This is a genomic window from Polaribacter marinus (assembly GCF_022662535.1).
GTDB classification, from domain to species: domain Bacteria; phylum Bacteroidota; class Bacteroidia; order Flavobacteriales; family Flavobacteriaceae; genus Polaribacter; species Polaribacter marinus.
This window is the reverse complement of the sequence record NZ_JAKQYM010000001.1, coordinates 705,613-731,210: the sequence shown is the minus strand read 5'-3', so window position 1 is coordinate 731,210 and position 25,598 is coordinate 705,613. Positions and strand designations below refer to the sequence as shown.

Genomic DNA, 25,598 nt, shown 5'->3' with positions numbered 1-25,598 from the left:
AAATCATCAAAATTTATATTGCTGTAATTAGATGAAAATTTAACAAAAAACAATAGGTTTTTAACACAGATCATTCCAAGTTACAAAGAGTTACAAAATGGAAATACACTTGAAATTTTAGCCAATAGAATTCCTAGTTTTATAGGTTTAGTAGTAAGTTTTATGGTTACTGCCCTGTATTGGGTTGCCCACATGAGAATTATGAAATATACTTCTACCATTAACAATAAGGTTTTATGGTATAATATTTTATTACTTTTTTTTATTGTGCTTCTGCCCTTTTCTACAGCTTTTTATGTAAAAGGATTTAATTTTAATGGACCTTTTGCTTTTTATTGTTTTAATCTTTCTGCAATTGGTTTCTTTAATTATTTGCTAAATGTTTATATCACTAAAAAAGAAAAAGGTTTAACTGGCATAACACCTATTTTAGGGAAATACTTTAAAATAAGAGCTTTAAATGCTTTTATCATTTGGGCATTGGCTGGTTTTTTAACTTTTTACCTACCTTATATGGCAAGGTTTTTATTTATTTTACTATTTGTTTTTGAAATTTTATTAAAAAAATATTTTAAGAAACAACTAAAAAAAGAAGCCGCAATTGAATAAAAAATACCCTTTTGATCCTTCCATAAAACATCATTTTATCATTGCATTTGGTTTAGCCATTTGGATTTTTGTTTTTCTATATTTTACAGAACCTTTTGATGTAAGTGTTTTTAATCGTACAGAAAAATTGATTTATTTACCACTCTATGGTGTATTAGGTGCTTTTTGTTATTTACTTTTCTTACCAATTCAGCATTTTTTATTTAAAAAAAATAATGAAAATTGGTTTATAAAAACTGAAATTTTATTCTTATTTATTTTTATAAGTATTGGAATTGTGAGTACAAGATTGTTTTATCTATATGTAATTGTACCTGGAGAACCCAATCCACATGATTTAAGTTTTCATTTAAAAACAATTATTTTACCGGTACTTTCTACTATTTTGCCCATCATTATTTTTGGCCGTTTTGCTTTTGGAAAATACAAGAATAAACAAACAGAAGCACTTAAAATTGAAATTAAAGGCGAAGGAAATTATGAAGGTTTACGTTTATTTTTAAATGACATTATTTGCATTCAATCTTCAGATAATTATATCGAAGTTTTTTATGTATCAGGAAATGAATTAAAGAAACATTTAATTAGAAATAAGTTATCAGTTATTGCTGATGAATTTCCACAACTTTTAAGAACACATCGTTCTTATGTAATCAATCCCTTTCATTTTTTACAGTGGAAAACAGCTAATAGTAAATTGTTTGTTATATTATTTCACCACATAGAAGTGCCAGTTTCTAGAACCTATCAAAATGATGTAAAAACCGTTTTGAATTCTACCACAGAATAGCTGCATTTCGCCCCAAACACCTATTCATATTGATTTTATTGTGATTTACTTTCTAGTTTTGTCTCAGGAAGTTTAATCACAAAATCTATTATTATGAAAACTCAAATCACTTTTATTACCGTATTATTTTTATCAATATTTGTTTTATCATCACAAAATAAACCACAAGAAATTATAATTATTGGAACCATGCATACGGTTCCTAAAATTGTAAAGAATAGTTACAAACCGATGCTGAAGTTTGCAAAAAAATACAAACCAGAAGCTATTTATGTAGAATCGCCAATGGCAAATGATTCTATTTCTTGGGAGTATTTAAAAAATGGATGGTCTAATGGATATAAAACGTTTTATAAATTATCGGACTCTTTACAAAAGAGTTTTAACTTTAATGAAGCAAAATTCAACACAACCATTCATAAACATTTTAAAGACATGAATGATGCTGATTTAGAGTATCTAATCAATTCATTCATTTACAAAAGAGATAATGGAAATTATGAATACTATTCATATATCAAAAAGTACGGAATAAAAGGCGCACAAAAACCGACAAGACATGAAGATGGAGATTTAACCTATAAGTTAGCCTTATCTATGAATCAAAAAAGAGTGATAAATATTGATGATCAGCAAACCAATAAGGAATATCATACAGCTTGGGATAAATGCAATAAAGAAGGTGTTAAAAACGGTAATAACGCAGCAAATGTTAAACTGAATAAAAAAAGTTATAACAGTGCAATTATTCCTGCAATTTTTAGAGGTTTGGGTACTCATACTAATAAAAGAAAATCATTACAACAATTGCATGATATGGCTTCGTTTTCTTATGTAGTACAAGATACTGAAGGCTGTAAAGAAGGAAGAAAATATTTTGATGAAAGAAATATGAGAATTGCTAAAAACATTTCAAATGAAGTTATCAAATCAAAAAAACAAAGAAATATTGTTATTATTGGAGCAGCTCATGTAATTGGTTTAGAAAAAGAATTTAAAGAAAACTATCCTAATTTTAAAGTTATTTTGATGAACGATTATTAAGCTGACTAAATTATAATCCATTAAAAAAACCTCACAATTAATACTGTGAGGTTTTTTACTTTATAAGTATAAAATCAAATTATTTATGTCTACCTTTTAATTCTGCTTCAATATCTTTTAAAGTAAAACCTTTTGCTTGCAGCAACATTAAGTAGTGAAACATTAAATCTGCCGATTCATAGATAAATAATTCATCATTATTATCCATTGCTTCAATAACAGTTTCTACTGCTTCCTCTCCTACTTTCTGCGCAACTTTATTAATTCCTTTAGCAAATAAACTTGCTACGTAAGATTTCTGAGTATCTTTATTAGCCACTCTTTCTGTAATAACATCTTCTAAAGTAGAAAAGAAACCATAATTTGATTTGTTTTCTTCTCCCCAACACGTATCTGTTCCTTTATGGCAGGTTGGTCCATTCGGATTAACAAAAACTAATAATGTATCATTATCACAATCTAGTTTAATATCCACTAAATTCAGTACATTTCCACTTTCTTCACCTTTGGTCCAAAGTCTATTTTTAGTTCTAGAAAAGAAAGTAACTAATTTAGTTTCTTTCGTTTTTGCAAACGCTTCTTCATTCATGTATCCCAACATCAATACATTTTTAGTAGTTGCATCTTGAATGATTGCGGGTACTAATCCGTCGTTGTTTTTATTAAAATCTATATTCATTTTATTTATTTTCTGTCATTGCGAAGCAAATAATAATTTGCTGTAGCAATCTGATTTTATATTGTAAGATTACTTCGTCATTCTTCCTCGTAATGACGTTACAATCGCACTGGTATATTTTGTTTTTTTAACTCCTCTTTTAACTCTAAAATTGGTATTTCTCCGAAGTGAAAAACACTCGCAGCTAAAGCAGCGTCTGCTTTTCCTTTTGTAAACGTATCTGCAAAATGCTGAATTGTTCCTGCACCACCAGAAGCAATAATTGGTATGTTTAATAATTCTGATAAATGTGCCAAAGCTTCATTTGCAAAACCTGCTTTTGTGCCATCATGATTCATAGAAGTAAATAAAATTTCTCCTGCTCCACGTTCTTCTACTTCTTTAGCCCATTCAAAAAGTTTGATATCCGTAGGAATTGTTCCTCCTGCCAAGTGTACAAACCATTCTCCATCAATTTTTTTTGCATCAATTGCAACCACCACACACTGACTTCCGAATTTCTCTGCCAACTCGTTTATTAAATCTGGTCTTTTTACTGCGGAAGAGTTAATAGAAACCTTATCTGCACCACACTTTAACAATTTATCTACATGTTCTACAGAAGAAATTCCACCACCAACAGTAAACGGAATATTTACTTGTTCGGCTACTTTTAAAACCATGTCTAAGGTAGTTCCTCTATTTTCTAAAGTTGCAGCAATATCTAAGAAAACCAATTCGTCTGCACCTAAATCTGCATATTGTTTTGCTAAAACCACCGGATCTCCTGCATCTATTAAATTAACGAAATTGACACCTTTTACAGTTCTTCCGTTTTTAATATCTAAACAAGGTACTATTCTTTTTGTTAACATTTTATTCTAATTCGTCATTGCGAGGCACGAAGCAATCTGTCTATTAATTAAGAGATTGCTTCGTTCCTCGCAATGACATTTATTTTGTTAATATAAATTGTTCTAATTGTTTTAAGCTAATTTTATTCTCATAAATTGCTTTTCCAATAATAACAGCTTCACAACCATTTTCTGCTAATTTTGGCAATTCATCAAAAGCAGAAATTCCTCCAGAAGCAATTAATTTTACATTTTTTACTTCGGACAAAATCTGTTGATAGATATCGAAACTTGGTCCTTCTAACATGCCGTCTTTAGAAATATCTGTACAAATGATATACTGAATTCCTATTTGCTGATAATCAGAAATAAACGGAATCAATTCTAAAGAACTTTCTTCTTGCCAACCATTGGTTGCAATCTTTCCTCCTGTTGCATCAGGATAAAAATCGGCTCCTAAAATAATTTTTTCTGAACCATATGTTGAAATCCAGCTTTCAAATATTTCAGCATTTTTTACAGCAATACTTCCTCCCGTAATTTGATTTGCACCAGAATTAAAAGCAATTTCTAGATCTTTATCAGATTTTAAACCACCACCAAAATCAATTTTTAAATTGGTTTTAGAAGCAATTTGCTCTAATACTCTATAGTTGATAATCTGACTTGCTTTTGCACCATCTAAATCTACAACATGTAAATATTCGATTCCTGCAGCTTCAAATTCTTTGGCTACTTCTAACGGATTTTCGTTGTAAATTTTCTTGGTATTATAATCACCTTTTGTTAAACGGACACATTTTCCGTCTATAATATCTATGGCTGGTATTATTCTCATTGATCAACTTGTTAATCAACCCTGAACTTGTTTCAGGGTCTTTTTATTCTAATTCTAATGTTTTTAAATCTGGATTCGTTTTTTTTTACAAAATTCCATTTCCACTCTTTATGCCAATTCTTCAATTGTCTTTCTCTCTTTCTCGCAGTTTTATTATCACTAAATATTTCAAAATATATTAAGTCAAAAACATTATATTTTCTTGTAAAATTAGCTCCATTTCCAGACTTATGAACTTTAATTCTTTTTTCTAAATTATTAGTAGAACCAACATAAAGTAAGGTTCTATTTTTATTTGATAAAATGTAACAGTAATAATTCATCATTTAATTAACTGAAAACAATAAATTCTGAAACAAGTTCAGAATGACGCTAAAGTGCCAAAAAATTCTTCAATATTTGTTCCCCAACTTTTCCACTCTTCTCTGGATGAAACTGAGTTCCGTAAAAATTATTTTTTTGTAAAGCAGATGCATATTCAAATTCATAATCTGTCGTTGCAATGGCTTCTTCACAATTTTCTGCATAAAAACTATGCACTAAATACATGAATTCTTTTTCTTTAATTCCTGTAAATAAATCAGATTTCAAATTATAAATCACATTCCACCCCATTTGCGGAACTTTTACAGCTTTCGAAAACTTTTTTATAGCTACATCAAAAATACCCAATCCTTTTGTATTTCCTTCTTCAGAGGAATTACACATTAACTGCATTCCTAAACAAATCCCTAAAACCGGTTGTTTTAAAGTAGGAATTACCTTATCCAATCTGCTTTCTTGCAACATTTTTATGGCAGAACTTGCTTCTCCAACTCCTGGAAAAATCACTTTATCTGCTCCTTTTATTTCATCTATATTATTTGACAAAATAGCATCTACTCCTAAACGTTTAAAGGCAAACTGAATACTTTTTATATTTCCTGCTCCGTAATCTATAATGACTAATTTCATTCTTTAGCTTTTAGCTTTTGGCTATTAGCAAATGGCTAATAGCTAAAGGTAATTTTACAACACTCCTTTTGTTGATGGTAAAAACATCTTGTTTGCGTCTCTTTTAACCGCCATTTTCATCGCTTTTGCAAAAGCCTTAAAAATTCCTTCAATTTTATGATGCTCATTTACTCCTTCAGCCTTAATGTTTAAATTACATTTGGCTCCGTCTGTAAACGATTTAAACAAGTGGAAAAACATTTCGGTAGGCATGTCTCCAATCATTTCACGATTAAATTCAGCATCCCACTCAATCCATGGTCTTCCTCCAAAATCTACAGCAGCTTGTGCCAAACAATCATCCATTGGCAAACAGAATCCGTAACGTTCTATTCCTAATTTATTTCCTAAGGCTTTGTGGAACAATTCTCCTAAAGCAATCATGGTATCTTCTATGGTGTGATGTTCATCAACCTCTAAATCTCCATCCACTTTTACGGTTAAATCCATCGCACCATGACGACCAATTTGATCTAACATGTGGTCGAAAAACTTAACGCCTGTAGAAATATCATTTTTACCAGAACCGTCTAAATTTAGTTTGATATAAATCTTAGTTTCGTTGGTGTTTCTTGTAATTTCCGAAACTCTATCTTCTAATTTTAAAAACTCATAAATAGTTTTCCAATCGGTAGAAGTTAAAGCAATACAATCATGAATTGCTTTTACATCAGCCTCTACTTCATCAGCACCCAATTCTGGATTTTCTGATAAAAAAATTCCTTTAGCTCCTAAATTTTTAGCCAATTCCATGTCGGTAATTCTATCACCTAACACAAAAGAGTTTGCCAAATCATATTCTTCAGAAAAATATTTGGTTAACAAACCGGTTCTTGGCTTACGAGTTTCTGCATTTTCATGCGGAAACGTTTTATCAATACAAACCTCAGAGAAAACAACGCCTTCTTTTTCAAAAGCTGATATTACTTTATTTTGAGCAGGCCAAAAAGTATCTTCTGGAAAAGAAGCTGTACCCAAACCATCTTGGTTGGTAACCATTACCAATTCGTAATCCAATTCTGAAGCAATTTTTGCCATGTATTGAAATACTTTTGGGTAAAATTCTAACTTTTCTAAGCTATCTAATTGATAATCTACTGGCGGTTCTAGAACTAAGGTTCCGTCTCTGTCTATAAATAATACTTTTTTCATATTGTAATTTTTGGCTTTTGGCTTTCAACTTTTAGCAAAATGCTAAAGACGAATAATCAATAGCTTTATTTATTGTATTGCTTTTAAAGCTCTTAATAATTTTTGATTTTCTTCACAAATCCCAACACTGATACGCAAACAATTTTCACATAATGGCTGTGTCGTTCTATTTCTTATTACCACACCATAATCAATTAATTGATTGTAACGTTTATTTGCATCATCAACTTTTATTAATAAAAAGTTAGCATCAGATGAATACACCTTTTCAACATAACTTATAGAACTTTCTAATTCATTTTTAAGACGTTTTCTTTCACTAACTAATTGAGCAATTTCATTTTGAATTTCATCTATTTGCTGAAGACGTATAATTGCTTTTTGCTGTGTTAACTCATTAACGTTATAAGGAGGTTTTATGTTATTTAAAACTTTGATAATTTCTTTAGAGGCATAACAAACGCCTAAACGAATTCCCGCCAAACCAAAGGCTTTCGATAAAGTTTGAGTAATTATTAAATTTGGAAATTTCTCTAATTTTTCTAACCAACTCTTATGCTTAGAAAAATCGATATATGCCTCATCTAAAATAACTAAACCATTAAATTTTGTCAATAACTCTTCAACAGCATCAACAGTAAAAGTATTTCCTGTAGGATTATTGGGTGAACATAAAAACAACACTTTACTATTTGTATCTGCTGTTTCTAATATTTGGTTTACTTTTGGTTGAAAATCTTTATTTAACAACACCTCTCTATTTTGAATTGCATTTATGTTTGCGAGTACATCATACATTCCATAAGTTGGTGGTAAAGTGATGATATTATCTTTATTAGGTTCGCAAAAGGCTCTAAAAATCAAATCTAAAACTTCATCACTCCCATTTCCTAATAAAATATTTTCTTTAGAAACTGTTTTAATTTTAGAAAGTAAATTTTTTACATTATTTTGTTGAGGATCTGGATAACGATTTACACCATTTTCAAAAGGATTTTCATTCGCATCTAAGAAAATCATTTTTTTAGTCGTTATATCTTTATATTCATCTCTAGCAGAGGAATAAGGTTTTAGAGATTTGATATTTTCTCTTAGTAGGCTATTGATGTTGAAGTTTGTTTTCATATTTTAAAGACTCCAAAAAAGGAGTTTTTGTTACATTTTTATTGCAAATCTTTTAAGCGAATTGAAACTGCATTTTTATGCGCATCTAAACCTTCTGCAGCTGCCATTATTTCAATAGATCTTCCAATTGTTTGAATTCCTACTTTTGATATTTTTTGAAAAGTAATACTCTTTGTAAAACTGTCTAAATTTACACCTGAATAGGCTTTTGAAAACCCATTTGTTGGTAAAGTATGGTTGGTTCCAGAAGCATAATCACCTGCACTTTCTGGCGAATAATTACCAATAAATACAGAACCTGCATTTTCGATATTGTCTACATAAAAATCGTTATTATTAGTACAAACAATAAAATGTTCTGGTCCATATTCATTGATTAATTCCAATGCAATTTTATCATTCTCAACAAAAATTGATTTAGAATTATTGATTGCTTTTTGAGCAATTTCAAATCTTGTCAATTCTACAATTTGTTTTTCTATTTCAATTTCAACTTTAGCAATTAAATCTTTTGAAGTAGAAACTAAAATAACTTGACTATCGGCACCATGTTCTGCTTGACTTAACAAATCCGACGCAACATAACTTGCATTAGCAGTATCATCTGCAACAACTAATAATTCACTTGGTCCAGCAGGCATATCAATGGCAACTCCAAATTTTGTTGCTAATTGTTTTGCTACTGTTACAAACTGATTTCCTGGACCAAAAATTTTATATACTTGTGGAATTGTTTCTGTTCCAAAGGTTAAACCTGCAATAGCTTGTATTCCGCCAACTTTTATAATTTTTGTTACACCGCAAAGATTTGCAGCATACAAAATAGCAGGATTAATTTTACCAAGTTTATTGGGTGGAGAACACAAAACAATTTCTTTGCATCCCGCTATTTGAGCAGGAACAGCTAACATTAGAACTGTTGAAAAAAGTGGAGCTGTACCTCCTGGAATATACAAACCTACTTTTTGAATAGGTCTTTTTTCTTGCCAACAAGCAACACCATTTGCCGTTTCTATAAAAACTTTTGCTGTTTTTTGGGCTTTGTGAAATTTTGTGATATTTTCTTTTGCAACTGCAATAGCATCTTTTAAATCTTTTGAAACAGTTGCCATTGCTTCTTTAATTTCTTCTTTTGATACTAAACTATTTTCTAAAGAAATACCATCAAAAATTGAAGTGTACTTATCTATAGCAGAATTTCCATTTCTTTTTACATCGTCAAAAACCTGATTGACAGTTAATTCTATATCACCTACGGTTATAGTAGGTCTTTCTAGAATTGTAGTCCAATCTTTTTCTGGTGGATTTAGGATTGTTTTCATAATTATTGGGTTCATTAACCCTAAAATTTAATTGAGGGTCTTTTTACTATATTTTTTTATTAAGATACTGAAACAAGTTCAGCATGCTTTAAATAGATTTTTCTAAAATCTATTTAAAGTACCATTTTTTCAATAGGACAAACTAAAATTCCTTCTGCTCCCTTTGCTTTTAACTCATCTATAATTTCCCAAAATTCATTTTTACTTATTACTGTGTGTACTGAGCTCCATCCTTTTTCTGCTAAAGGCAAAACCGTAGGACTTCTCATACCTGGTAATAATTTTAAAATATCGTCTAACTTATTATTCGGCGCATTTAACAACACATATTTAGAATTTTGTCCTTTTAAAACCGATTGAATTCTAAATTGTATTTTCTCTAAAATAGCTTTTCTTTCATTAGAAATTTCTGGTGAAACTGCTAAAACTGCTTCCGATTTTAAAAGAACTTCAACCTCTTTTAAGCCATTTTTAAATAATGTTGAACCACTAGAAACTATATCACAAATTCCATCTGCTAAACCAATATTTGGTGCAATTTCTACTGAGCCATTAATAATATGTAATTGTGCGTCTATATTGTATTCTTTTAAATATTTTTTTACTGTTTCTGGATAAGAAGTTGCGATTCTTTTTCCATCTAAATCTTTTAAAGAGTTTGCTTTTGATTCTTTAGGCACCGCAATAGATACCTTACACTTAGAAAATCCTAAGCGTTGTATAAACTCTAAATCGTTTCCTTTTTCTATTAAAACATTTTCTCCAATAATAGCAGCATCTACTACTCCATCTCTTAAATATTGAGGGATATCACCATTTCTAAGATAAAAAACTTCAACAGGAAAATTTCTAGCAGAAGCTTTTAATTGATCCTTACCGTTGTCTATTGAGATTCCGATATCTTTTAAGATTTTCATTGAATCTTCATTTAATCTACCTGATTTTTGTACTGCAATTCTTAATTTGTTCATTTTTGTTGATGTAATGCTTGAGCAATCCCTGATTTTTTTAACATAAAAAACCCGTTTGATTAGCTCAAACGGGTTTGTAAATATGTTGATTTTATTCAATACATTTTCAGTTCGCCTGAGAGCAAATATGAAAATGATGATGATGTTTTTGAATAAAGTTCATTTCTTTTTTTATCTGAACAAAGATTCAGAATTTATTTTCAATATACCAAATGTTATGTGCTAAATTTTTATTTACTGTTTATTTTTAGTAAAAATCAAAAAAAAACCTATTTGTATTGTTAATTACATATTATATTTCTAATTAATTATTAATATGATATTTAGTGTTTGATAAACAAATGTCTTAAAAAAACAAGTATTTAATTATTGTTTTTGATAAATAAACTAAATTTGCACTCTCTATTATAAGGAATATAAAAAATGATTCTAACCATTGAAAACATACTATTAATTGGCTCTCTATTGCTATTTATTAGTATTGTAGTAGGTAAAACTTCATATAAGTTTGGAGTACCTACTTTAATACTTTTTTTAGCAATTGGAATGTTGGCTGGTTCTGATGGTATTGGAGGAATTCGTTTTGATGATCCTAAAATAGCACAATTTATTGGTATTGTTTCCCTTAATTTTATTTTGTTTTCTGGTGGACTAGACACTAATTTTAAGGCCGTAAAACCGATACTTAAAGAAGGTTTAATTTTATCTACTCTCGGTGTTTTACTAACGGCAGTTTCTTTAGGAACATTTGTTTGGTTTGTTACCGATTTCACCATTTTTGAAAGCATGTTGTTAGGTTCTATTGTTTCTTCTACAGATGCAGCAGCAGTATTTTCTATTTTACGATCAAAAAATATTGCCCTTAAAAATAATCTAAGACCAACATTAGAGCTAGAAAGTGGAAGTAACGATCCGATGGCCTATGTATTAACTCTGGCTTTTTTGACTTTAGTTATCAATCAAAACGAGAGTATCCTTTCAATCGTTTTGATGTTTTTCCAACAAATGATTTTGGGAGGTATTGCTGGATTTGCTTTTGGTAAATTAAGTAAGATTATTATCAATAAAATTAAACTTGGTTTTGAAGGACTTTATCCCGTTTTGGTAATAGCACTTATGTTTATTACTTTCTCTGCGACAAACGTTGTTGGTGGAAACGGATTTCTTGCCATTTATATTTGTGCTGTTTATTTAGGAAATCAAGATTTAATACATAAATCTACCATTTTAAAAATGTTTGATGGTATGGCTTGGTTAATGCAAATTGTACTATTTCTTACATTAGGTTTGCTTGTTTTTCCTTCTCAAATCATCCCATATATGGGAATTGGATTACTCATTTCTATATTTCTTATTGTTGTGGCCAGACCTATTGGTGTATTTATAAGTCTTATGTTTTTTAAGATGAAACTAAGACGAAGATTTTACATCTCCTGGGTAGGTTTAAGGGGTGCAGTACCAATTGTATTTGCAACTTATCCGCTTTTAGCAGGGATAGAAAAAGCAAATATGATTTTTAATATTGTCTTTTTTATATCAGTTACGTCAATTTTAATTCAAGGAACTACCTTGTCTATTTTTTCTAAATGGTTAAAAGTTGCCTTACCCGATAAAATAAAGCCAATAGCCGAAAATGATCGCTATATTTTAGATTTGCCAAAATCGGCAATGAAAGAAATAATTATTCCTCCTCACAGTTATGCCGTTAACAAACGAATTATAGATTTACATTTTCCTAAGTCTGCATTTATTAGCATGATAAAGCGTGGTGATCAATTTGTTCGTCCTGGTGGAGCTACCGTTATAGAAGAGAATGACATTTTAGTTGTTTTGTTAGATAATGATGAAAGTTTAAATGAAGTAAATGAGTTACTTGAAAAGAAAACTTTAATTTAAAATGGAAAAGAAAAATCAACTTATAAAAGTACTCTTACTCATTTCAATTTATTGTTTTGGTGTTTTTATTTCTGCAAATTCATCTTTAGGTTTTAATACACATCGTATTGGACAAGAGAATGAACAGAAAGTATTTTTATCTACAGCATCTAAAGTTCTTTTTACTCATGGTCATGAATTTGAAAATCTTCTTTCTGATCTAACAGAATATACTACAACAAATTTAAAATTGTCTTTTAATGATTTTTGGACAATTTCTTATTCTAATCAATTATTGTTTAATGCAAAATTTAAACAATATAAAAATCATTTAAAAACCTTACTAATTAGGCAGAGAAAGTCTGACTTAATTTTTCCTTTCCATAATTTCTGGTAATTATTTTAATCAAACTACCTTTTGTGTAGTTATTGTTTATGTATTGATATGTTTCGGATAACCGACTCATATAAAAAATTATTATATCAAAATTAAAATTATAAAAATGGATTTAGGAACAATTATTATAGGAGTAGTTGGTATTACTTTATGTGCAATACCTTTTGTAGTAACAAATAGAATTAAAAAGAAAAAAGAAAAAGAATTATTAAATTCACTTCAAGAAATAGCAAAACAAAATGATTGTGAAATATCAGATTACGAAACTTGTGGATGTTATGCTATAGGAATAGACACCCCTAAAAAGGCTATTTCCTTTGTTTCAAGAACAGATGAAGGCTATCTTAAACAACAGTTTGTTGATTTGTCTACAATTAAAAAATGTGAAATCGCCAATATTAGTAGATCTTCATCTGGTAATTCAATTGACAAATTAAATTTAAACTTTACTCCTATTGCCAAAAATTCAGCAAATAGTATTTTAGAATTTTACAACTCTAAAATAAATTATCAACTAAGTGGTGAGTATCAATCCATAGAAAAATGGAACAAATTGATAAACAGTATTTTATAAGAGTAAAAAATAGAACACTTTTTCTATAATAGCAGCAGCAAATAATAATTAGCCAGAGTCAACATTTAAATTTAATTTAAATATTGACCAAGTGTTAATCATTTGCTGCTGTTTTTATTATTTATATATACTAAGAATTGGTTTTAATTTATTGCAAATCTAGTTCATAATATGCTAAAACTGTATTTTAACAACCTTTACAAACTGGCAATTTTAATGCAGTTTATTTATTATTTTGCGATAATAATGCATTAAAAAAGCATTATTGTGTTTATTTGTTGCGGTTTTTAATATTTTTTTATTATTTTTATTCAATATTAATAAACAAGATTATTTATTATTAACCCCACGATTTATAAATTCAAAGCCAAAATGAGGAAAATTATTTTTTTTATTGCATTTCTTTTAATTGTAATAGCCGCTTGTAATCAAAAAACCAATAAAGAAGATGTTAAAAGTGATAAAAAACAAGAAACAGAAAAAATAGTTATAGATACTGTAAAAACTATCGTTTCTAAAAAAGAAAAAACAAATATAATTAAGAAAGAAAATGTTATAGAAGTGTATCATACTTTCTCTTCAGAAAAACTAACAGGAGATCCGGTAACAATAGAAATGGAAAATACTGAAGGAGGAATGCTTTCTGCTTATTCATTTGACACAAATAAATACAAATTGTTTTTTAGAGAACAAATTAAAGGTGTTTGGTCAGATTGGAAAGAATTAAACATTAACACTGAAGTAAATAATCCAAAAAGAAAAGTTTACAAAGCAACTAGTGTTTCAAATAAATCAAACTCAATTCAATTTAAATCAAGTTCTTCTACAGATAAAGAAGTTGTATTTAGACTATATACTTTCCCTAAAAACTAACTATTTATGAAATTCGCATTTATTATTTTCCTTTCAATTTTCTCATTTGCAAATACATATGCAGATTGCGCTTTACCTAATCATTGTAGTCGGTCTTGTTGGGACCCCAACGGAACACATCCAGCACAAACTAGTCCCTCTTATACAAATGTTACTCATATAATTGTACATCATACTGGAGATGGTGTTGTTTTCCCTGCAAATACAGATTATGCTGCCAAAGTAAGGTATTATTGGGATTTACATGTAAATACTAATGGTTGGTCGGACATTGGATACAATTGGTTGATCGATAGAAATGGCGTTATCTATGAAGGAAGAGGAAGTGGTGTTTCTGGAGCCCATTTTAGCGGACATAACGCTGGAACAATGGGAGTATCAATGATTGGTGATTTTACTTTAGAGTCACCTTCTGCAAGTGCCTTAAATTCTTTAAAAAACTTAATTGCTTGGGAAGCAACAGATAAAAATGTTGATGTAACTGGTGTAAGTTATCATGCATCATCAGGATTAAATTTAAACAATATTTCTGGCCATAAAGATGGTGGTGCCACTTCTTGTCCAGGTACAGACTTATATAGTTTATTACCTAGTATTAGAACTGATATAAGTAATATGTCTTGTTATACTAATACAACTCCTACAGGCTTAGATTGTTCAAGTGCAATTGAACTAAGCAATGGTGTTGTATATTCTGGAAGTAGTTCTACAGCTAGTTCTAACATTTCTTCTTTTGGATGTAACTCTTGGACAGAAACAGGTCCTGAAAGAGTTCATAAAATAACACCAACTGCAGATGGAACTATCACTGTAAATCTATCTAATTACTCAGGAGATTTAGATGTTTATATTTTAGGTAGTTGTGATCCTACAGATTGTTTAGGAACTGTAAGTTCTGATTCTGCAATATTTACAAATGCTGTTGCAGGACAAACTTATTATTTAGTTGTTGATGCAGATGATGGTAGTGGTAGTTCATATGATATTGTAGCTACTTACCCTGTAGCAGTTGTTTCTGAGGACATCACACTATCAAATACATCTGTAAATTTGACAACAGTAACTGCCGGTAATGATATTGACGTTTCAGCAACCCAAAATTATTCAGGTTCTCAACTTGATGCTGATTTACCAAGTTTTGACCTTGGTTATTATTTATCTACTGACTGTAATTTAAGCGCAAATGACATTTTACTTGGTTCAGATACTTCTAGCCTTGGTAGTGATGATACATCCAATAATGAAAGTGAAACACTTACAATTCCTAGTAATACTGCTGCAGGGACTTATTATATTATTTTTTCTGCTGATGATGATAAAGAATTGACAGAAAGTGATGAAACAAATAATACTAGTTGTATAGAAATTACAATAAACGCATACATCCCTGAAGATATTACTGTGTCAAATACATCTGTAAATTTAGTAACAGTAACTGCTGGAAATAATATTGAAGTTTCTGCAATGCAAAACTATTCGGGTTCTCAACTTGATGCTGATTTGCCAAGTTTTGACCTTGGTTACTATTTATCTACTGATTGTGTTTTAAGTGCAAATGATGTGTTACTAGGTTCAGATGCCTCTAGTCTTGGAAGTGATGACGTATCTAGTAATGAAAGTGAAACACTTACAATTCCTAGTAATACAACTGCAGGAACTTATTATATTATTTTTTCTGCTGATGATGATAAAGAATTAACAGAAAGTGATGAGACAAATAATACTAGTTGTATAGAAATTACAATAGAAGCTGTATTGTCTGTTAAATATTTAGAGTTTCAAAAACAATTAACTGTTTACCCTAATCCTACTTCAAATTTTATTAACATAAAATCAAAACAAGATTTAACTATTGATAAATTTTATGTTTATGATATAAATGGCCGATTGATAAAAGAAGTTAACGGAAACAGCTTAGATAAGATAAATATTTCAGAATTGACAAACGGAATATATTTATTAAAAATAGTAAGTAATGAGAATAAAAAAGCAGTGTTTAGAATTGTTAAAAAGTAAAAAACATTAACTTTATTTATATATTATTATAAAAAAAAGCTCAAGTTTAAAACTTGAGCTTTTTTGGTTTTATATAACATCTTGCTAAGCAAGAATAAAATATTAATTTTTAATTATCCTTTAAAAACAATTTTACGCATACGTAAGCTTTCTGGAGTAACTTCTAAATACTCATCAGCTTTAATGTATTCCATATTTTCCTCTAAAGAAAAATCTACTTTCGGAGCAATTTTCATGGCATCATCTGTTCCAGATTTACGCATGTTTGTTAATTGTTTACCTTTGATTAAGTTTACCGCTAAATCGTCAGATTTACTATTCTCTCCAATTACTTGACCAATGTAAATTTCTTGATTGATATCAATAAAGAAACGACCTCTATCTTGCAAACGGTTTAGTGCATATGCTGTTGCTTTACCTGCAGCAGAAGAAATGATTGCTCCTTTTACTTCTTCAGTAAAATCTCCTTTATAAGGACCATATTCACTAAATCTATGATTGATGATTGCTGTACCACCAGTTGCTGTTAAAATTTTATTTCTTAAACCAATTAAACCTCTAGAAGGAATAGAAAATTCTAAATGTTGTAAATCTCCTTTAGGTTCCATAATTAACATATCACCTTTTCTAAGAGATACTAAATTAATTGCTTTAGAAGCCATTTCTTCAGGTACATCAATAGACAATGTTTCCATTGGCTCATGTTTCTTACCATCAATTTCTTTTAAAATTACTTGTGGTCTTCCCACTTGTAATTCATATCCTTCTCTACGCATTGTTTCAATCAATACAGATAAGTGTAAAACACCACGTCCGTAAACGTTAAATTTATCTTCACTATCTGTTACTTCAACTTTTAAAGCAAGATTTTTTTCTAATTCTTTAAATAAACGATCTCTTAAATGACGAGAAGTAACATATTTACCTTCTTTACCAAAGAAAGGAGAATTGTTAATTGTAAACAACATACTCATGGTAGGTTGGTCAATTTCAGTTCTTGGTAATGCTTCTGGGTTTTCTAAATCTGCAATAGTATCACCAATTTCAAAACCTTCAATACCTGTAATAGCACAAATATCTCCACAAGGTACTTTATCAACTTGAACTTTCCCCATTCCTTCGAATACGTGCAATTCTTTTATTCTTACTTTTTTAGTAGAACCATCAGATTTACATAACATATAATCTTTACCTACTTCTAAATCACCACGAAAAACACGTCCAATAGCAATTCTACCTGTAAAAGCAGAAAAATCTAAAGAAGTAATTTGCATTTGTGGTGTTCCTTCGTTGTATTTAGTTGCTGGGATTGATTCTAAAACAGCATCTAATAATGGAATGATATTATCTGTTTCATTTCTCCAATCTGTACTCATCCAATTGTTCTTTGCAGAACCATAAACGGTAGCAAAATCTAATTGTTCTTCAGAAGCTTCTAAAGCAAACATTAAATCAAAAACTTTTTCATGAACGATATCAGGCGTACAGTTTTCTTTATCTACTTTGTTTACAACTACAATAGGAGTTAATCCTAATTCTAAAGCTTTCCCTAATACAAAACGAGTTTGTGGCATCGGTCCTTCAAATGCATCTACTAATAATAAAACACCATCAGCCATTTTTAACACACGTTCTACTTCTCCACCAAAATCGGCGTGACCAGGAGTATCAATTACGTTAATTTTTGTTCCTTTGTATTGAACAGATACGTTTTTAGAAAGAATTGTAATTCCTCTTTCACGTTCTAAATCGTTATTATCTAACAATAAATCTGTACGTTCTTTACGTTCGTCTAAAATTTTTGCTTGATCTATAATTTTATCTACTAAGGTTGTTTTACCGTGATCGACGTGGGCTATAATAGCGATATTTCTAATTGGTTGCATTTGTGCTTTCTTAAATTTCGTGCAAAAGTAGTTGTTTAGATGTGAATTACACTAAATATCTTTAATTATTTTATGTTGATTTATTTGATTTTACGATATTAAAGACCTCAAAGACAACATCATTTTATTTTATTTTCGTAAATTTAGTTGCTAATTGTTGGCTATTGTTGCGTTAGCGATTGCAACGGCATCCTTTTTTATGTTACATCTGCTAGAGAGCGTTTGTTCTATTTTAATGCCTTGTAATAAAAAGAAAAGTCACTTAAAACTTAAGGAACATAAAAAAGATACAGTGTAAAGCGCGACCTGAAAGGTAACGCCCATATCTATAATTCATCTTCTCTAAATGCAGAAGGTAAAATGTCTGGAATTAGTTTTATTAAAAGAGGTAATAATAAAGCACCTCCTGGTAACATAAATACCGCAAAAGCAGGTATTGATTTGCAGATGTCTAACAGTTGTATTTTAATTTTCTCTTTTTCTTCGGATGTTAAAGAAGAATGGGTTGCTTTTTTAATTAAAAATACAGCTTCTTTACTTTGTTTTAATTCTTGGGCAAGACGTTTTTTATTTTTTGATAATAGTACTTTTATTTCTTCTACAGTAGACATTATAGTTTTCGACGCTTTCGCTCTGTTTTTAAAAGGTTTAATTCTCTACTTGTTTGTCCTGCTACAGAAGTATTTTCTTCTGCCCTTCTTATTAAATAAGGCATTACATCTCTTACCGGACCAAAAGGCAAGTATTTAGCAACATTATAACCTTGATTTGCAAGATTAAAGCTAATATGATCGCTCATACCATAGAGTTGACCAAACCATAGACGTTTGTCGTTTTCTTTAATACCATATTTTTTTGCTAATTCCATTACCAAATAAGAACTTTCTTCATTATGAGTCCCTGCAAATAAAGCCATTTTTGGATGCTCCATCATATATTTAATTGCAGTATCATAATTAATATCAGTTGCATTTTTATCTTTACAAATTGGCGATGGATATCCTTTTTCTTCGGCTCTGAGTCTTTCTTTTTCCATATAAGCTCCTCTCACCACTTTTATTCCTATGTAGAAATCTTTCTGATATGCTTTTTGATGTAAATCTTTTAGGTAATCCATTCTATCATGACGATACATTTGTAAAGTATTAAAAACAATGGCTTTTTCTTTATTGTAGATTTCCATCAGCTCTTCTATTAACTCATCAGCTGCTTTTTGCATCCAACTTTCTTCTGCGTCAATTAACAAAGGAATATCTTTTTGAAGTGCAGCCTTACATACTTTATGAAAACGCGCCACTACTCTATTCCACTCTTCTTGTTCTTCTGTAGTTAATGTTTTACCTTCAGATAATTTTTGATACAAAGTAATACGACCAAATCCTGTGGGTTTAAAAACAGCATAAGGAATAGCTTCTTTTTCATCACAAAAATCAATAATTTTTAAAATTTTATCTAAAGCATCATCAAAACTAGCTTCTTCCTCTTTTCCTTCTACAGAATAATCTAATACACTATGTACTTTTCCTTCATCAAACATTTTGTCAATAACAGGTAAACAATCATCTTCTGTTACTCCTCCACAAAAATGATCGAATACAGTAGAACGAATTAAACCTTCTACAGGTAAATGCGCTTTTAGCGCAAAGTTTGTAACAGCTGTACCAATTCTTACCATTGGTTGGTTCTGTATCATTTTAAATAAGAAGTATGCACGTTCTAATTGTGAATCAGATTTTAAAGTAAAAGCAACTTCTGTATTGTCAAAAAGTTTCATTAATTTGAATTTTATGTAAAACAAAGATAGTTATAGACTGCAAATAATTCAATAATTTCTATTTAATTTGCAATTGAAATTTAATTTTATGAAATCTATTAAAGCCGCTAGCTATTTTGTGCATTTTAAAGAGAAAGGATATCAAGAACTTTCTGCACTAATTAATGAAAAAAACTACTCTTCTATTTATATTTTAGTTGATGAAAACACAATGGAATATTGTTATCCAAAGTTTATTCCTCATTTAGAAACAGATAAAAGAATTGAAGTTATTGAAATAGAGTCTGGAGAAATTAACAAAAACCTAGAAACATGTATTGGTGTTTGGCAAGCAATTACCGAACTTGGTGCAGATAGAAAAAGTTTAATAATTACCTTAGGAGGTGGAGTTATAACTGATTTAGGTGGTTTTGTTGCTTCTTGTTTTAAAAGAGGAATTGATTTTGTAAATATCCCTACTACTTTATTGTCTATTGTTGATGCTTCTGTTGGAGGAAAAACAGGTGTAGATTTAGGTGTCTTAAAAAATCAGGTTGGTTTGTTTGCCAATCCACAAATGGTATTAATTGATGAAAATTATTTAACCACTGTTACAGAACGAGAAATTAAATCTGGAATGGCAGAAATTATTAAATATGGAGTAACTTATGACATGAAACTATTTAATGAAATAAACAACCGTAAAGAATTAACATTAAGCAATTTAATATATAGATCTATTCAAATAAAAAACGAAGTTGTATTACAAGATCCTAAAGAAAATAGTTTACGAAAAATATTAAATTTTGGACATACTATTGGACATGCAATAGAGTCTTTTTACTTAGAATCTGAAAACAAAGAGAACTTAACACACGGAGAAGCTATTGCAATTGGAATGATTTGTGAAAGCTATATTTCTACAAAACTCTTAGACTTTCCTGACAATAAATTGCGACAAATAAAAGAGACAGTTTTATCTATTTATGATAGCATAGCTCTTGATAAAAACGACTTTTCTGCTATTATAGACTTATTAAAGCATGATAAGAAAAACGTAAACGGACAAGTAAATTTTGTTCTTTTAAATGATTTTGAAGATTACAAATTAGATTGTAAAGTAACTGAATACCTAATTGTAGAAAGTTTAGAATATTATAATCTCTAAGCAAGATTTATTACCAAATAAAAAAAGTCTAACATATAAATTACGTTAGACTTTTTTATTTAAAATTTTATATCACTTAAATGAGTGAATAGAAAGTACTTAAATCTTTTTTACTTTTACAGCATTTAAACCACGCATTCCTTTTTCTAGTTCAAAAGAAACTTTATCGTTTTCTGTTATTTCATCAATAATACCACTAATGTGGGTGAAATATTTTTCATTATTTTCTGTATCAATGATAAAACCAAATCCTTTAGAAGAATCAAAGAAAGAAACTTTTCCCTTTCTCACTGGATCTTCTTCTGGTAAATCTTCTTTTTTAGTTACAGAAATTTGAATATCTTCTAATTCATATTCCACTTTTAAATCTGGATCTGGTGGAGTATCTGTTAAATTTCCATTATGGTCTACATAAGCAAATTGGATACCATTAGATCCATTTTCTTCTTTTTCTGCTTTTCTAGCATCCATTTTTTTTTGCTTGTCTTGACGTTTTTTTAAACGTTTTTTTTCTTTTTCACTTTTACTAAATGTTTGTTGCGATTTTGCCATTTAAACTATTACAGGTTTTAAATTAATATTTCAAAAAAGATAAAATACCAAACTAATAAATTCAAAATCAAATTAAAGCTAACTTGTGGAATAATCGAAGTGTATTCTGTCTTAAGAGCGCAAATATACAAATTATTAAGTAATTTATTATATATAAATAAAAGTTACTTTAATATTAAAACTCTTAGTCAAAGTCTCTTTTCATGTTTTTTTTTAAAATTTTTATTTATAAACCAAGAAAAAAGCTATATAAGTCTGAAAACATTCTTATGTTACTAATGATTTTTATATTTTCTATTTTCCTTGATACAGGTTCGAAAATATATTTTTTTTCTATTCAAAAAAAGCGGCCAAAAATTCAGCAACGCAAGCAGGTTTATCTTGTCCTTTAATTTCTATTGTACATGAAAAAGTTACTTTTATTCCATTATTTTTCAATTCTTCAATTGAAATAACCTTAGAAATCATTCTTAGTTGACTATTCACAGGAACAGGGTTTGGAAAACGAACTTTATTCAATCCGTAGTTTAATCCCATCTTTAAACTTTGGATGCTAAAAAGCTCTTCCAATAACTTAGAGATCATAGAAACCGACATAAAACCATGAGCAACCGTAGTTTTAAAAGGAGACTCTGTCTTTGCTCTAACTTCGTCAACATGAATCCATTGTTTGTCTAAGGTGGCATTTGCAAAATCATTTATCATCTGCTGAGTTACCGTATACCAATTACCAACAGGTAATTTTTGATCTAACATTGTTTTAAATTCGTCTATATTCTTAAAAATTAAAGTATCCATAATGTTTTTTGTGTTAATGCCGTATTTTTTTTTACAAAAAAAAAGTTATTTCCTAATTCAAATCATTAATTTAGGGAAAAATTTTACAAATGAAACAATTAATATTATTTTTTACATTGATTTCTTTTTCAATGTTTGGTCAAAACAAGCCACAGTGGATGAGATATCCATCAATTTCTCCTGATGGAACTCAGATTGTTTTTACTTATAAAGGAGATTTATATAAAGTAAAATCAACAGGTGGTAATGCAGAGCAACTTACTTTTCATAGTGCACATGACTATAAAGCTGTTTGGAATAAAGATGGTACTAAAATTGCTTTTGCTTCTAACAGATATGGAAATTTTGACATTTTTGTAATGTCTTCTAAGGGAGGTCCTGCAACTAGATTAACCTATCACTCGAATAATGAATACCCTTACTCTTTTTCTGCTAATAATAAAGAAGTGATTTTTGGAGGCTTAAGACAAGATGCTGTAAATCACAGACAATATCCTCACAGTTCACAAACAGAATTATATAGTGTTCCGGTAAAAACCGGAAGAGTTGCTCAATTACTAACCATTCCTGCAGAAGATGTACAGTTTTCTAAAAATGGAAAAATAATGATTTATCATGATAAAAAAGGTGGAGAAAATGAATGGAGAAAACATCACACATCATCCATAACAAGGGATATTTGGACCTATAATACCAAGAGCAAAGAACATAAAATGATTACTTCTCATAATGCAGAAGATAGACAACCTGTTTTTAGTAAAGATGAAAAAAGTATTTATTTTTTAAGTGAAAGAAGTGGTTCTTTTAATGTGCACAAACTTTCCTTAGAAACTCCAAATCAAACAGAACAATTAACATCTTATAAAAATTTCCCAGTTCGTTTTTTAAGTATGGGAAATAATATTATATCTTTTGGCTATGATGGAGAATTATACACCATGAAAGAAGGTCAAAAACCTAAAAAAGTAAAAGTAAATATCATCACTCAAGACAAAGAAAACACAGACAAATTTGTTTCTATAAATGGAGGTATTAACCAAATGTCTGTATCACCAAATGGTAAAGAAATTGCTTTTATTGCTAGAGGTGAAGTTTTTGTAACTTCTATTGATAAATCATTTACCAAAAGACTTACAAATACACCAGAAAACGAACGTTTTGTTTCTTGGGGACCTGAAGGAAAATCTGTAATATACAGTAGTGAAAGAAATGGAAAGTGGAGTATTTTTAAAACTGAAAAAGTTAGAAAAGAAGAGCCTTTTTTCTATGCCTCTACACTAATTAAAGAAGTACCTTTAATTGACAACAAATTAGATAATTATTTGGCACAATATTCTCCTGACGGTAAAAAAATAGCATTTATAGAAGATAGAAGAACATTAAAGATTTTAGATGTTAAGTCAAAAAAAGAAGTTACCCTTTTAACTCCAAAAGATTTATTTCATATGAGTGACGGTGACAAATATTTTACTTGGAGTCCAGATAGTAAATGGTTGTTGATTGATTGGAATAAAACATTAAGCAATAGTGAAGTGTTATTGATGGCAGCAGACGGCTCTAAAAGAGTCAATTTAAATGAAAGTGGTTATTACGATTCTAGCCCTAAATGGGTAAATGGAGGTAAACAAATGATTTGGTTTAGCAATCAAAATGGATTAAAATCTTACGCTACAAGCGGTAGTTCTCAAAGTGATGTATATAGCATGTTTTTTACACAAGATGCTTGGGATCAATTTAACTTAAGTGATGAAGATTACAAATTAATGGAAGCTGTTAAAGAAGAAGAAGAAAAAGTAGATAAGAAAAGTAAGAAGAAAACAACTAAAAAAGATACAATCAAAAAAGTTAAATTACTTAAATTTGATTGGGATAATATGAAAGATAGAAAGAAAAGATTAACCATTCATTCTTCTAGATTGGGTGATGCTGTTCTTTCAAAAAAAGGGGATAAATTATATTATTTAGCAAGTTTTGAAGGGCGTTCAAATCTTTGGAGCACCAACTTAAGAACACGAGAAACAAAAATGGTAATGAAACTAAATGTTGGTTTTGGTAGCTTAGAATGGGATACTGAAATGAAAAACTTATACCTTTTAAGTAGTGGAAAAATCACAAAACTAGATCCAGAATCAGCAAAACAAAAAGGAGTTCAAATCAAAGGCGAAATTAAATTGGATGCATATGCAGAAAGACAAGCCATGTTTGATCATGTTTGGATTCGCACAAATGCTATTTTTTACCATCCAAACTTTCATGGTATCAATTGGAATAAAATAAAAAAAGAATATCAAAAATATTTACCTCACATTAGTAATGCATATGAATTTTCTGAGATGTTATCTGAAATGTTAGGTGAACTTAATGTTTCCCACTCAGGAGCAGGCTATAGAGGCTCTAATATCTCTAATGCTGACGCTACCGCTTCATTAGGAATATTCATGGATTATAACTATAAAGATGATGGGATTCTTATTTCCGAAATAATTAAAGGAGGGCCGTTAGATAAAGCAAAGTTTAATGTTTCCTCAGGAATGATTATTAAAAAAATTGATGGAGTCAGCATTGACAAAAATCAAGATGTTGCTAAATATTTTAACAGAAAATCCAATAAGTTTATGCTCTTAGATGTTTTTGATCCTAAGACTAAAAAGGCTGAAAGTATTACTGTAAAACCAATCTCTTTAAGAAAAGAAAATGGTCTTTTATATGACAGATGGGTGCAAATAAATGAAAAGGAAGTAGAAAAATTAAGTAATGGTGAATTAGGATATGTCCATATTCCAGGGATGAGTGATGGCCCTTATAGAAGTATATATCAAGATATGATGGGGAAATATTCAGATAAAAAAGGCGTAATTATAGATACACGTTTTAATGGTGGTGGAGATTTGGTTGCAGATTTAGCGATGTTTTTTACAGGAGTGCCTTTTCTTACCTATGCTACAGAAACAAAAGTGGTTGGTGGAGAACCAACGTCTCGTTGGACCAAACCAACACTATCTATTTTTAATGAAAGTATGTATTCTGACGGACATTGTTATGCTTCTGGTTATACCGATTTAAAAATTGGAAAAACAGTTGGAATGCCGGTTCCAGGAACTTGTAGTTTTGCCGGCTGGGAAGGTTTACCAAATGGTGCGTACTGGGGAGTTGTTCCTATTAGTGCTAAAAACAAAGCTGGAGAGTGGATGGAAAACAATCAAACAGAACCACAAATTAAAGTTAAAAATATGCCTGGTAAAATTGATCATGGAATTGACCAACAATTAATTCGTTCTGTAAAAGAATTGATGAAAGAGGTAAAATAAATTATAACCCAATAATCATAAAAAAAGCGAAGTATATACTTC

24 protein-coding genes are annotated in these 25,598 nt (G+C 29.6%); 10 read left to right on the top strand and 14 right to left on the bottom strand.

The features are described 5' to 3' along the window. Window positions 1-69 precede the first annotated feature (69 nt). From MC378_RS03255 to MC378_RS03245, 3 genes are all read left to right on the top strand, one after another. Window positions 70-609, top strand: coding sequence for a TMEM175 family protein (locus MC378_RS03255; RefSeq protein ID WP_338048437.1), 540 nt, complete (start codon window positions 70-72; stop codon window positions 607-609). Then, window positions 602-1,399 carry a LytTR family DNA-binding domain-containing protein gene (locus MC378_RS03250; protein WP_242177281.1) on the top strand — a complete coding sequence of 266 codons (798 nt, stop codon included), beginning with the start codon at window positions 602-604 and terminating at the stop codon, window positions 1,397-1,399. The genes MC378_RS03255 and MC378_RS03250 overlap by 8 nt, the downstream gene beginning before the upstream one ends. A gap of 93 nt (window positions 1,400-1,492) precedes the next feature. Then, window positions 1,493-2,443, top strand: a complete 951-nt coding sequence (locus MC378_RS03245; RefSeq protein ID WP_242177280.1) for a DUF5694 domain-containing protein — start codon at window positions 1,493-1,495, stop codon at window positions 2,441-2,443. A gap of 79 nt (window positions 2,444-2,522) precedes the next feature. Here the strand turns inward: MC378_RS03245 and hisIE are convergent, their stop codons facing one another. From hisIE to hisG, 9 genes are all read right to left on the bottom strand, one after another. Continuing rightward, on the bottom strand, window positions 2,523-3,122 hold the full coding sequence (gene hisIE, locus MC378_RS03240) for a bifunctional phosphoribosyl-AMP cyclohydrolase/phosphoribosyl-ATP diphosphatase HisIE (protein WP_242177279.1): 600 nt from the start codon (window positions 3,120-3,122) through the stop codon (window positions 2,523-2,525). A 98-nt stretch (window positions 3,123-3,220) separates the two neighbouring features. Next, complete coding sequence (gene hisF, locus MC378_RS03235) at window positions 3,221-3,976, bottom strand: imidazole glycerol phosphate synthase subunit HisF (protein WP_242177278.1); 756 nt, start codon at window positions 3,974-3,976, stop codon at window positions 3,221-3,223. 79 nt (window positions 3,977-4,055) lie between these two features. Next, window positions 4,056-4,793 (bottom strand): 1-(5-phosphoribosyl)-5-[(5-phosphoribosylamino)methylideneamino]imidazole-4-carboxamide isomerase, encoded by a 738-nt coding sequence (hisA, locus tag MC378_RS03230; protein ID WP_242177277.1) that lies wholly within the window; start codon window positions 4,791-4,793, stop codon window positions 4,056-4,058. 32 nt (window positions 4,794-4,825) lie between these two features. Further along, on the bottom strand, window positions 4,826-5,116 hold the full coding sequence (locus MC378_RS03225) for a GIY-YIG nuclease family protein (protein ID WP_242177276.1): 291 nt from the start codon (window positions 5,114-5,116) through the stop codon (window positions 4,826-4,828). Between the two features lie 49 nt (window positions 5,117-5,165). Then, entirely contained in the window at window positions 5,166-5,747 is a 582-nt protein-coding gene (hisH, locus tag MC378_RS03220; RefSeq protein WP_242177275.1) for an imidazole glycerol phosphate synthase subunit HisH, read from the bottom strand. A 54-nt stretch (window positions 5,748-5,801) separates the two neighbouring features. Continuing rightward, entirely contained in the window at window positions 5,802-6,938 is a 1,137-nt protein-coding gene (hisB, locus tag MC378_RS03215; RefSeq protein ID WP_242177274.1) for a bifunctional histidinol-phosphatase/imidazoleglycerol-phosphate dehydratase HisB, read from the bottom strand. Between the two features lie 69 nt (window positions 6,939-7,007). Further along, window positions 7,008-8,063, bottom strand: a complete 1,056-nt coding sequence (gene hisC / locus MC378_RS03210) for a histidinol-phosphate transaminase (protein WP_242177273.1) — start codon at window positions 8,061-8,063, stop codon at window positions 7,008-7,010. A 38-nt stretch (window positions 8,064-8,101) separates the two neighbouring features. Further along, a complete protein-coding gene (gene hisD / locus MC378_RS03205) occupies window positions 8,102-9,385 on the bottom strand; it encodes a histidinol dehydrogenase (RefSeq protein WP_242177272.1) in 1,284 nt (427 codons plus the stop codon). A 113-nt stretch (window positions 9,386-9,498) separates the two neighbouring features. Further along, a complete protein-coding gene (gene hisG / locus MC378_RS03200; RefSeq protein WP_242177271.1) occupies window positions 9,499-10,356 on the bottom strand; it encodes an ATP phosphoribosyltransferase in 858 nt (285 codons plus the stop codon). Window positions 10,357-10,779: 423 nt separating this feature from the next. Here hisG and MC378_RS03195 point away from each other — a divergent pair, with 423 nt between their 5' ends. The 5 genes from MC378_RS03195 (at window position 10,780) to MC378_RS03175 (ending at window position 16,091) form a co-directional block, all read left to right on the top strand. After that, the gene (locus MC378_RS03195) at window positions 10,780-12,252 is read left to right on the top strand and encodes a potassium/proton antiporter (protein WP_242177270.1); all 1,473 of its coding nucleotides are present in this window, start codon (window positions 10,780-10,782) and stop codon (window positions 12,250-12,252) included. A gap of 1 nt (window position 12,253) precedes the next feature. Then, window positions 12,254-12,628 (top strand): hypothetical protein, encoded by a 375-nt coding sequence (locus tag MC378_RS03190; protein ID WP_242177269.1) that lies wholly within the window; start codon window positions 12,254-12,256, stop codon window positions 12,626-12,628. Window positions 12,629-12,734: 106 nt separating this feature from the next. After that, window positions 12,735-13,202, top strand: coding sequence for a hypothetical protein (locus MC378_RS03185; RefSeq protein WP_242177268.1), 468 nt, complete (start codon window positions 12,735-12,737; stop codon window positions 13,200-13,202). Window positions 13,203-13,574: 372 nt separating this feature from the next. Continuing rightward, a complete protein-coding gene (locus MC378_RS03180; protein ID WP_242177267.1) occupies window positions 13,575-14,075 on the top strand; it encodes a hypothetical protein in 501 nt (166 codons plus the stop codon). 6 nt (window positions 14,076-14,081) lie between these two features. Further along, complete coding sequence (locus tag MC378_RS03175) at window positions 14,082-16,091, top strand: T9SS type A sorting domain-containing protein (protein WP_242177266.1); 2,010 nt, start codon at window positions 14,082-14,084, stop codon at window positions 16,089-16,091. Window positions 16,092-16,204: 113 nt separating this feature from the next. On the opposite strand, the gene typA is transcribed toward MC378_RS03175, so the two are convergent. From typA to MC378_RS03160, 3 genes are all read right to left on the bottom strand, one after another. Continuing rightward, window positions 16,205-17,977, bottom strand: a complete 1,773-nt coding sequence (gene typA / locus MC378_RS03170) for a translational GTPase TypA (protein ID WP_242177265.1) — start codon at window positions 17,975-17,977, stop codon at window positions 16,205-16,207. 326 nt (window positions 17,978-18,303) lie between these two features. Further along, window positions 18,304-18,588, bottom strand: coding sequence for an LETM1 domain-containing protein (locus tag MC378_RS03165; protein WP_242177264.1), 285 nt, complete (start codon window positions 18,586-18,588; stop codon window positions 18,304-18,306). Continuing rightward, entirely contained in the window at window positions 18,588-19,751 is a 1,164-nt protein-coding gene (locus MC378_RS03160) for a proline dehydrogenase family protein (protein ID WP_242177263.1), read from the bottom strand. Before MC378_RS03160 ends, MC378_RS03165 begins: the two co-directional genes overlap by 1 nt. Window positions 19,752-19,839: 88 nt before the next feature. On the opposite strand from MC378_RS03160, the gene aroB reads away from it, so the two are divergent. Beyond that, a complete protein-coding gene (gene aroB, locus MC378_RS03155; RefSeq protein WP_242177262.1) occupies window positions 19,840-20,898 on the top strand; it encodes a 3-dehydroquinate synthase in 1,059 nt (352 codons plus the stop codon). A 99-nt stretch (window positions 20,899-20,997) separates the two neighbouring features. Here the strand turns inward: aroB and MC378_RS03150 are convergent, their stop codons facing one another. Both MC378_RS03150 and MC378_RS03145 read right to left on the bottom strand, forming a co-directional pair. Further along, a complete protein-coding gene (locus tag MC378_RS03150) occupies window positions 20,998-21,450 on the bottom strand; it encodes a cold-shock protein (RefSeq protein WP_242177261.1) in 453 nt (150 codons plus the stop codon). Window positions 21,451-21,783: 333 nt separating this feature from the next. After that, entirely contained in the window at window positions 21,784-22,248 is a 465-nt protein-coding gene (locus MC378_RS03145; protein ID WP_242177260.1) for a MaoC family dehydratase, read from the bottom strand. Window positions 22,249-22,337: 89 nt separating this feature from the next. Here MC378_RS03145 and MC378_RS03140 point away from each other — a divergent pair, with 89 nt between their 5' ends. Further along, window positions 22,338-25,556: a S41 family peptidase gene (locus MC378_RS03140; RefSeq protein WP_242177259.1), complete on the top strand. Its 3,219-nt coding sequence runs from the start codon at window positions 22,338-22,340 to the stop codon at window positions 25,554-25,556. Window positions 25,557-25,598: the final 42 nt, after the last annotated feature.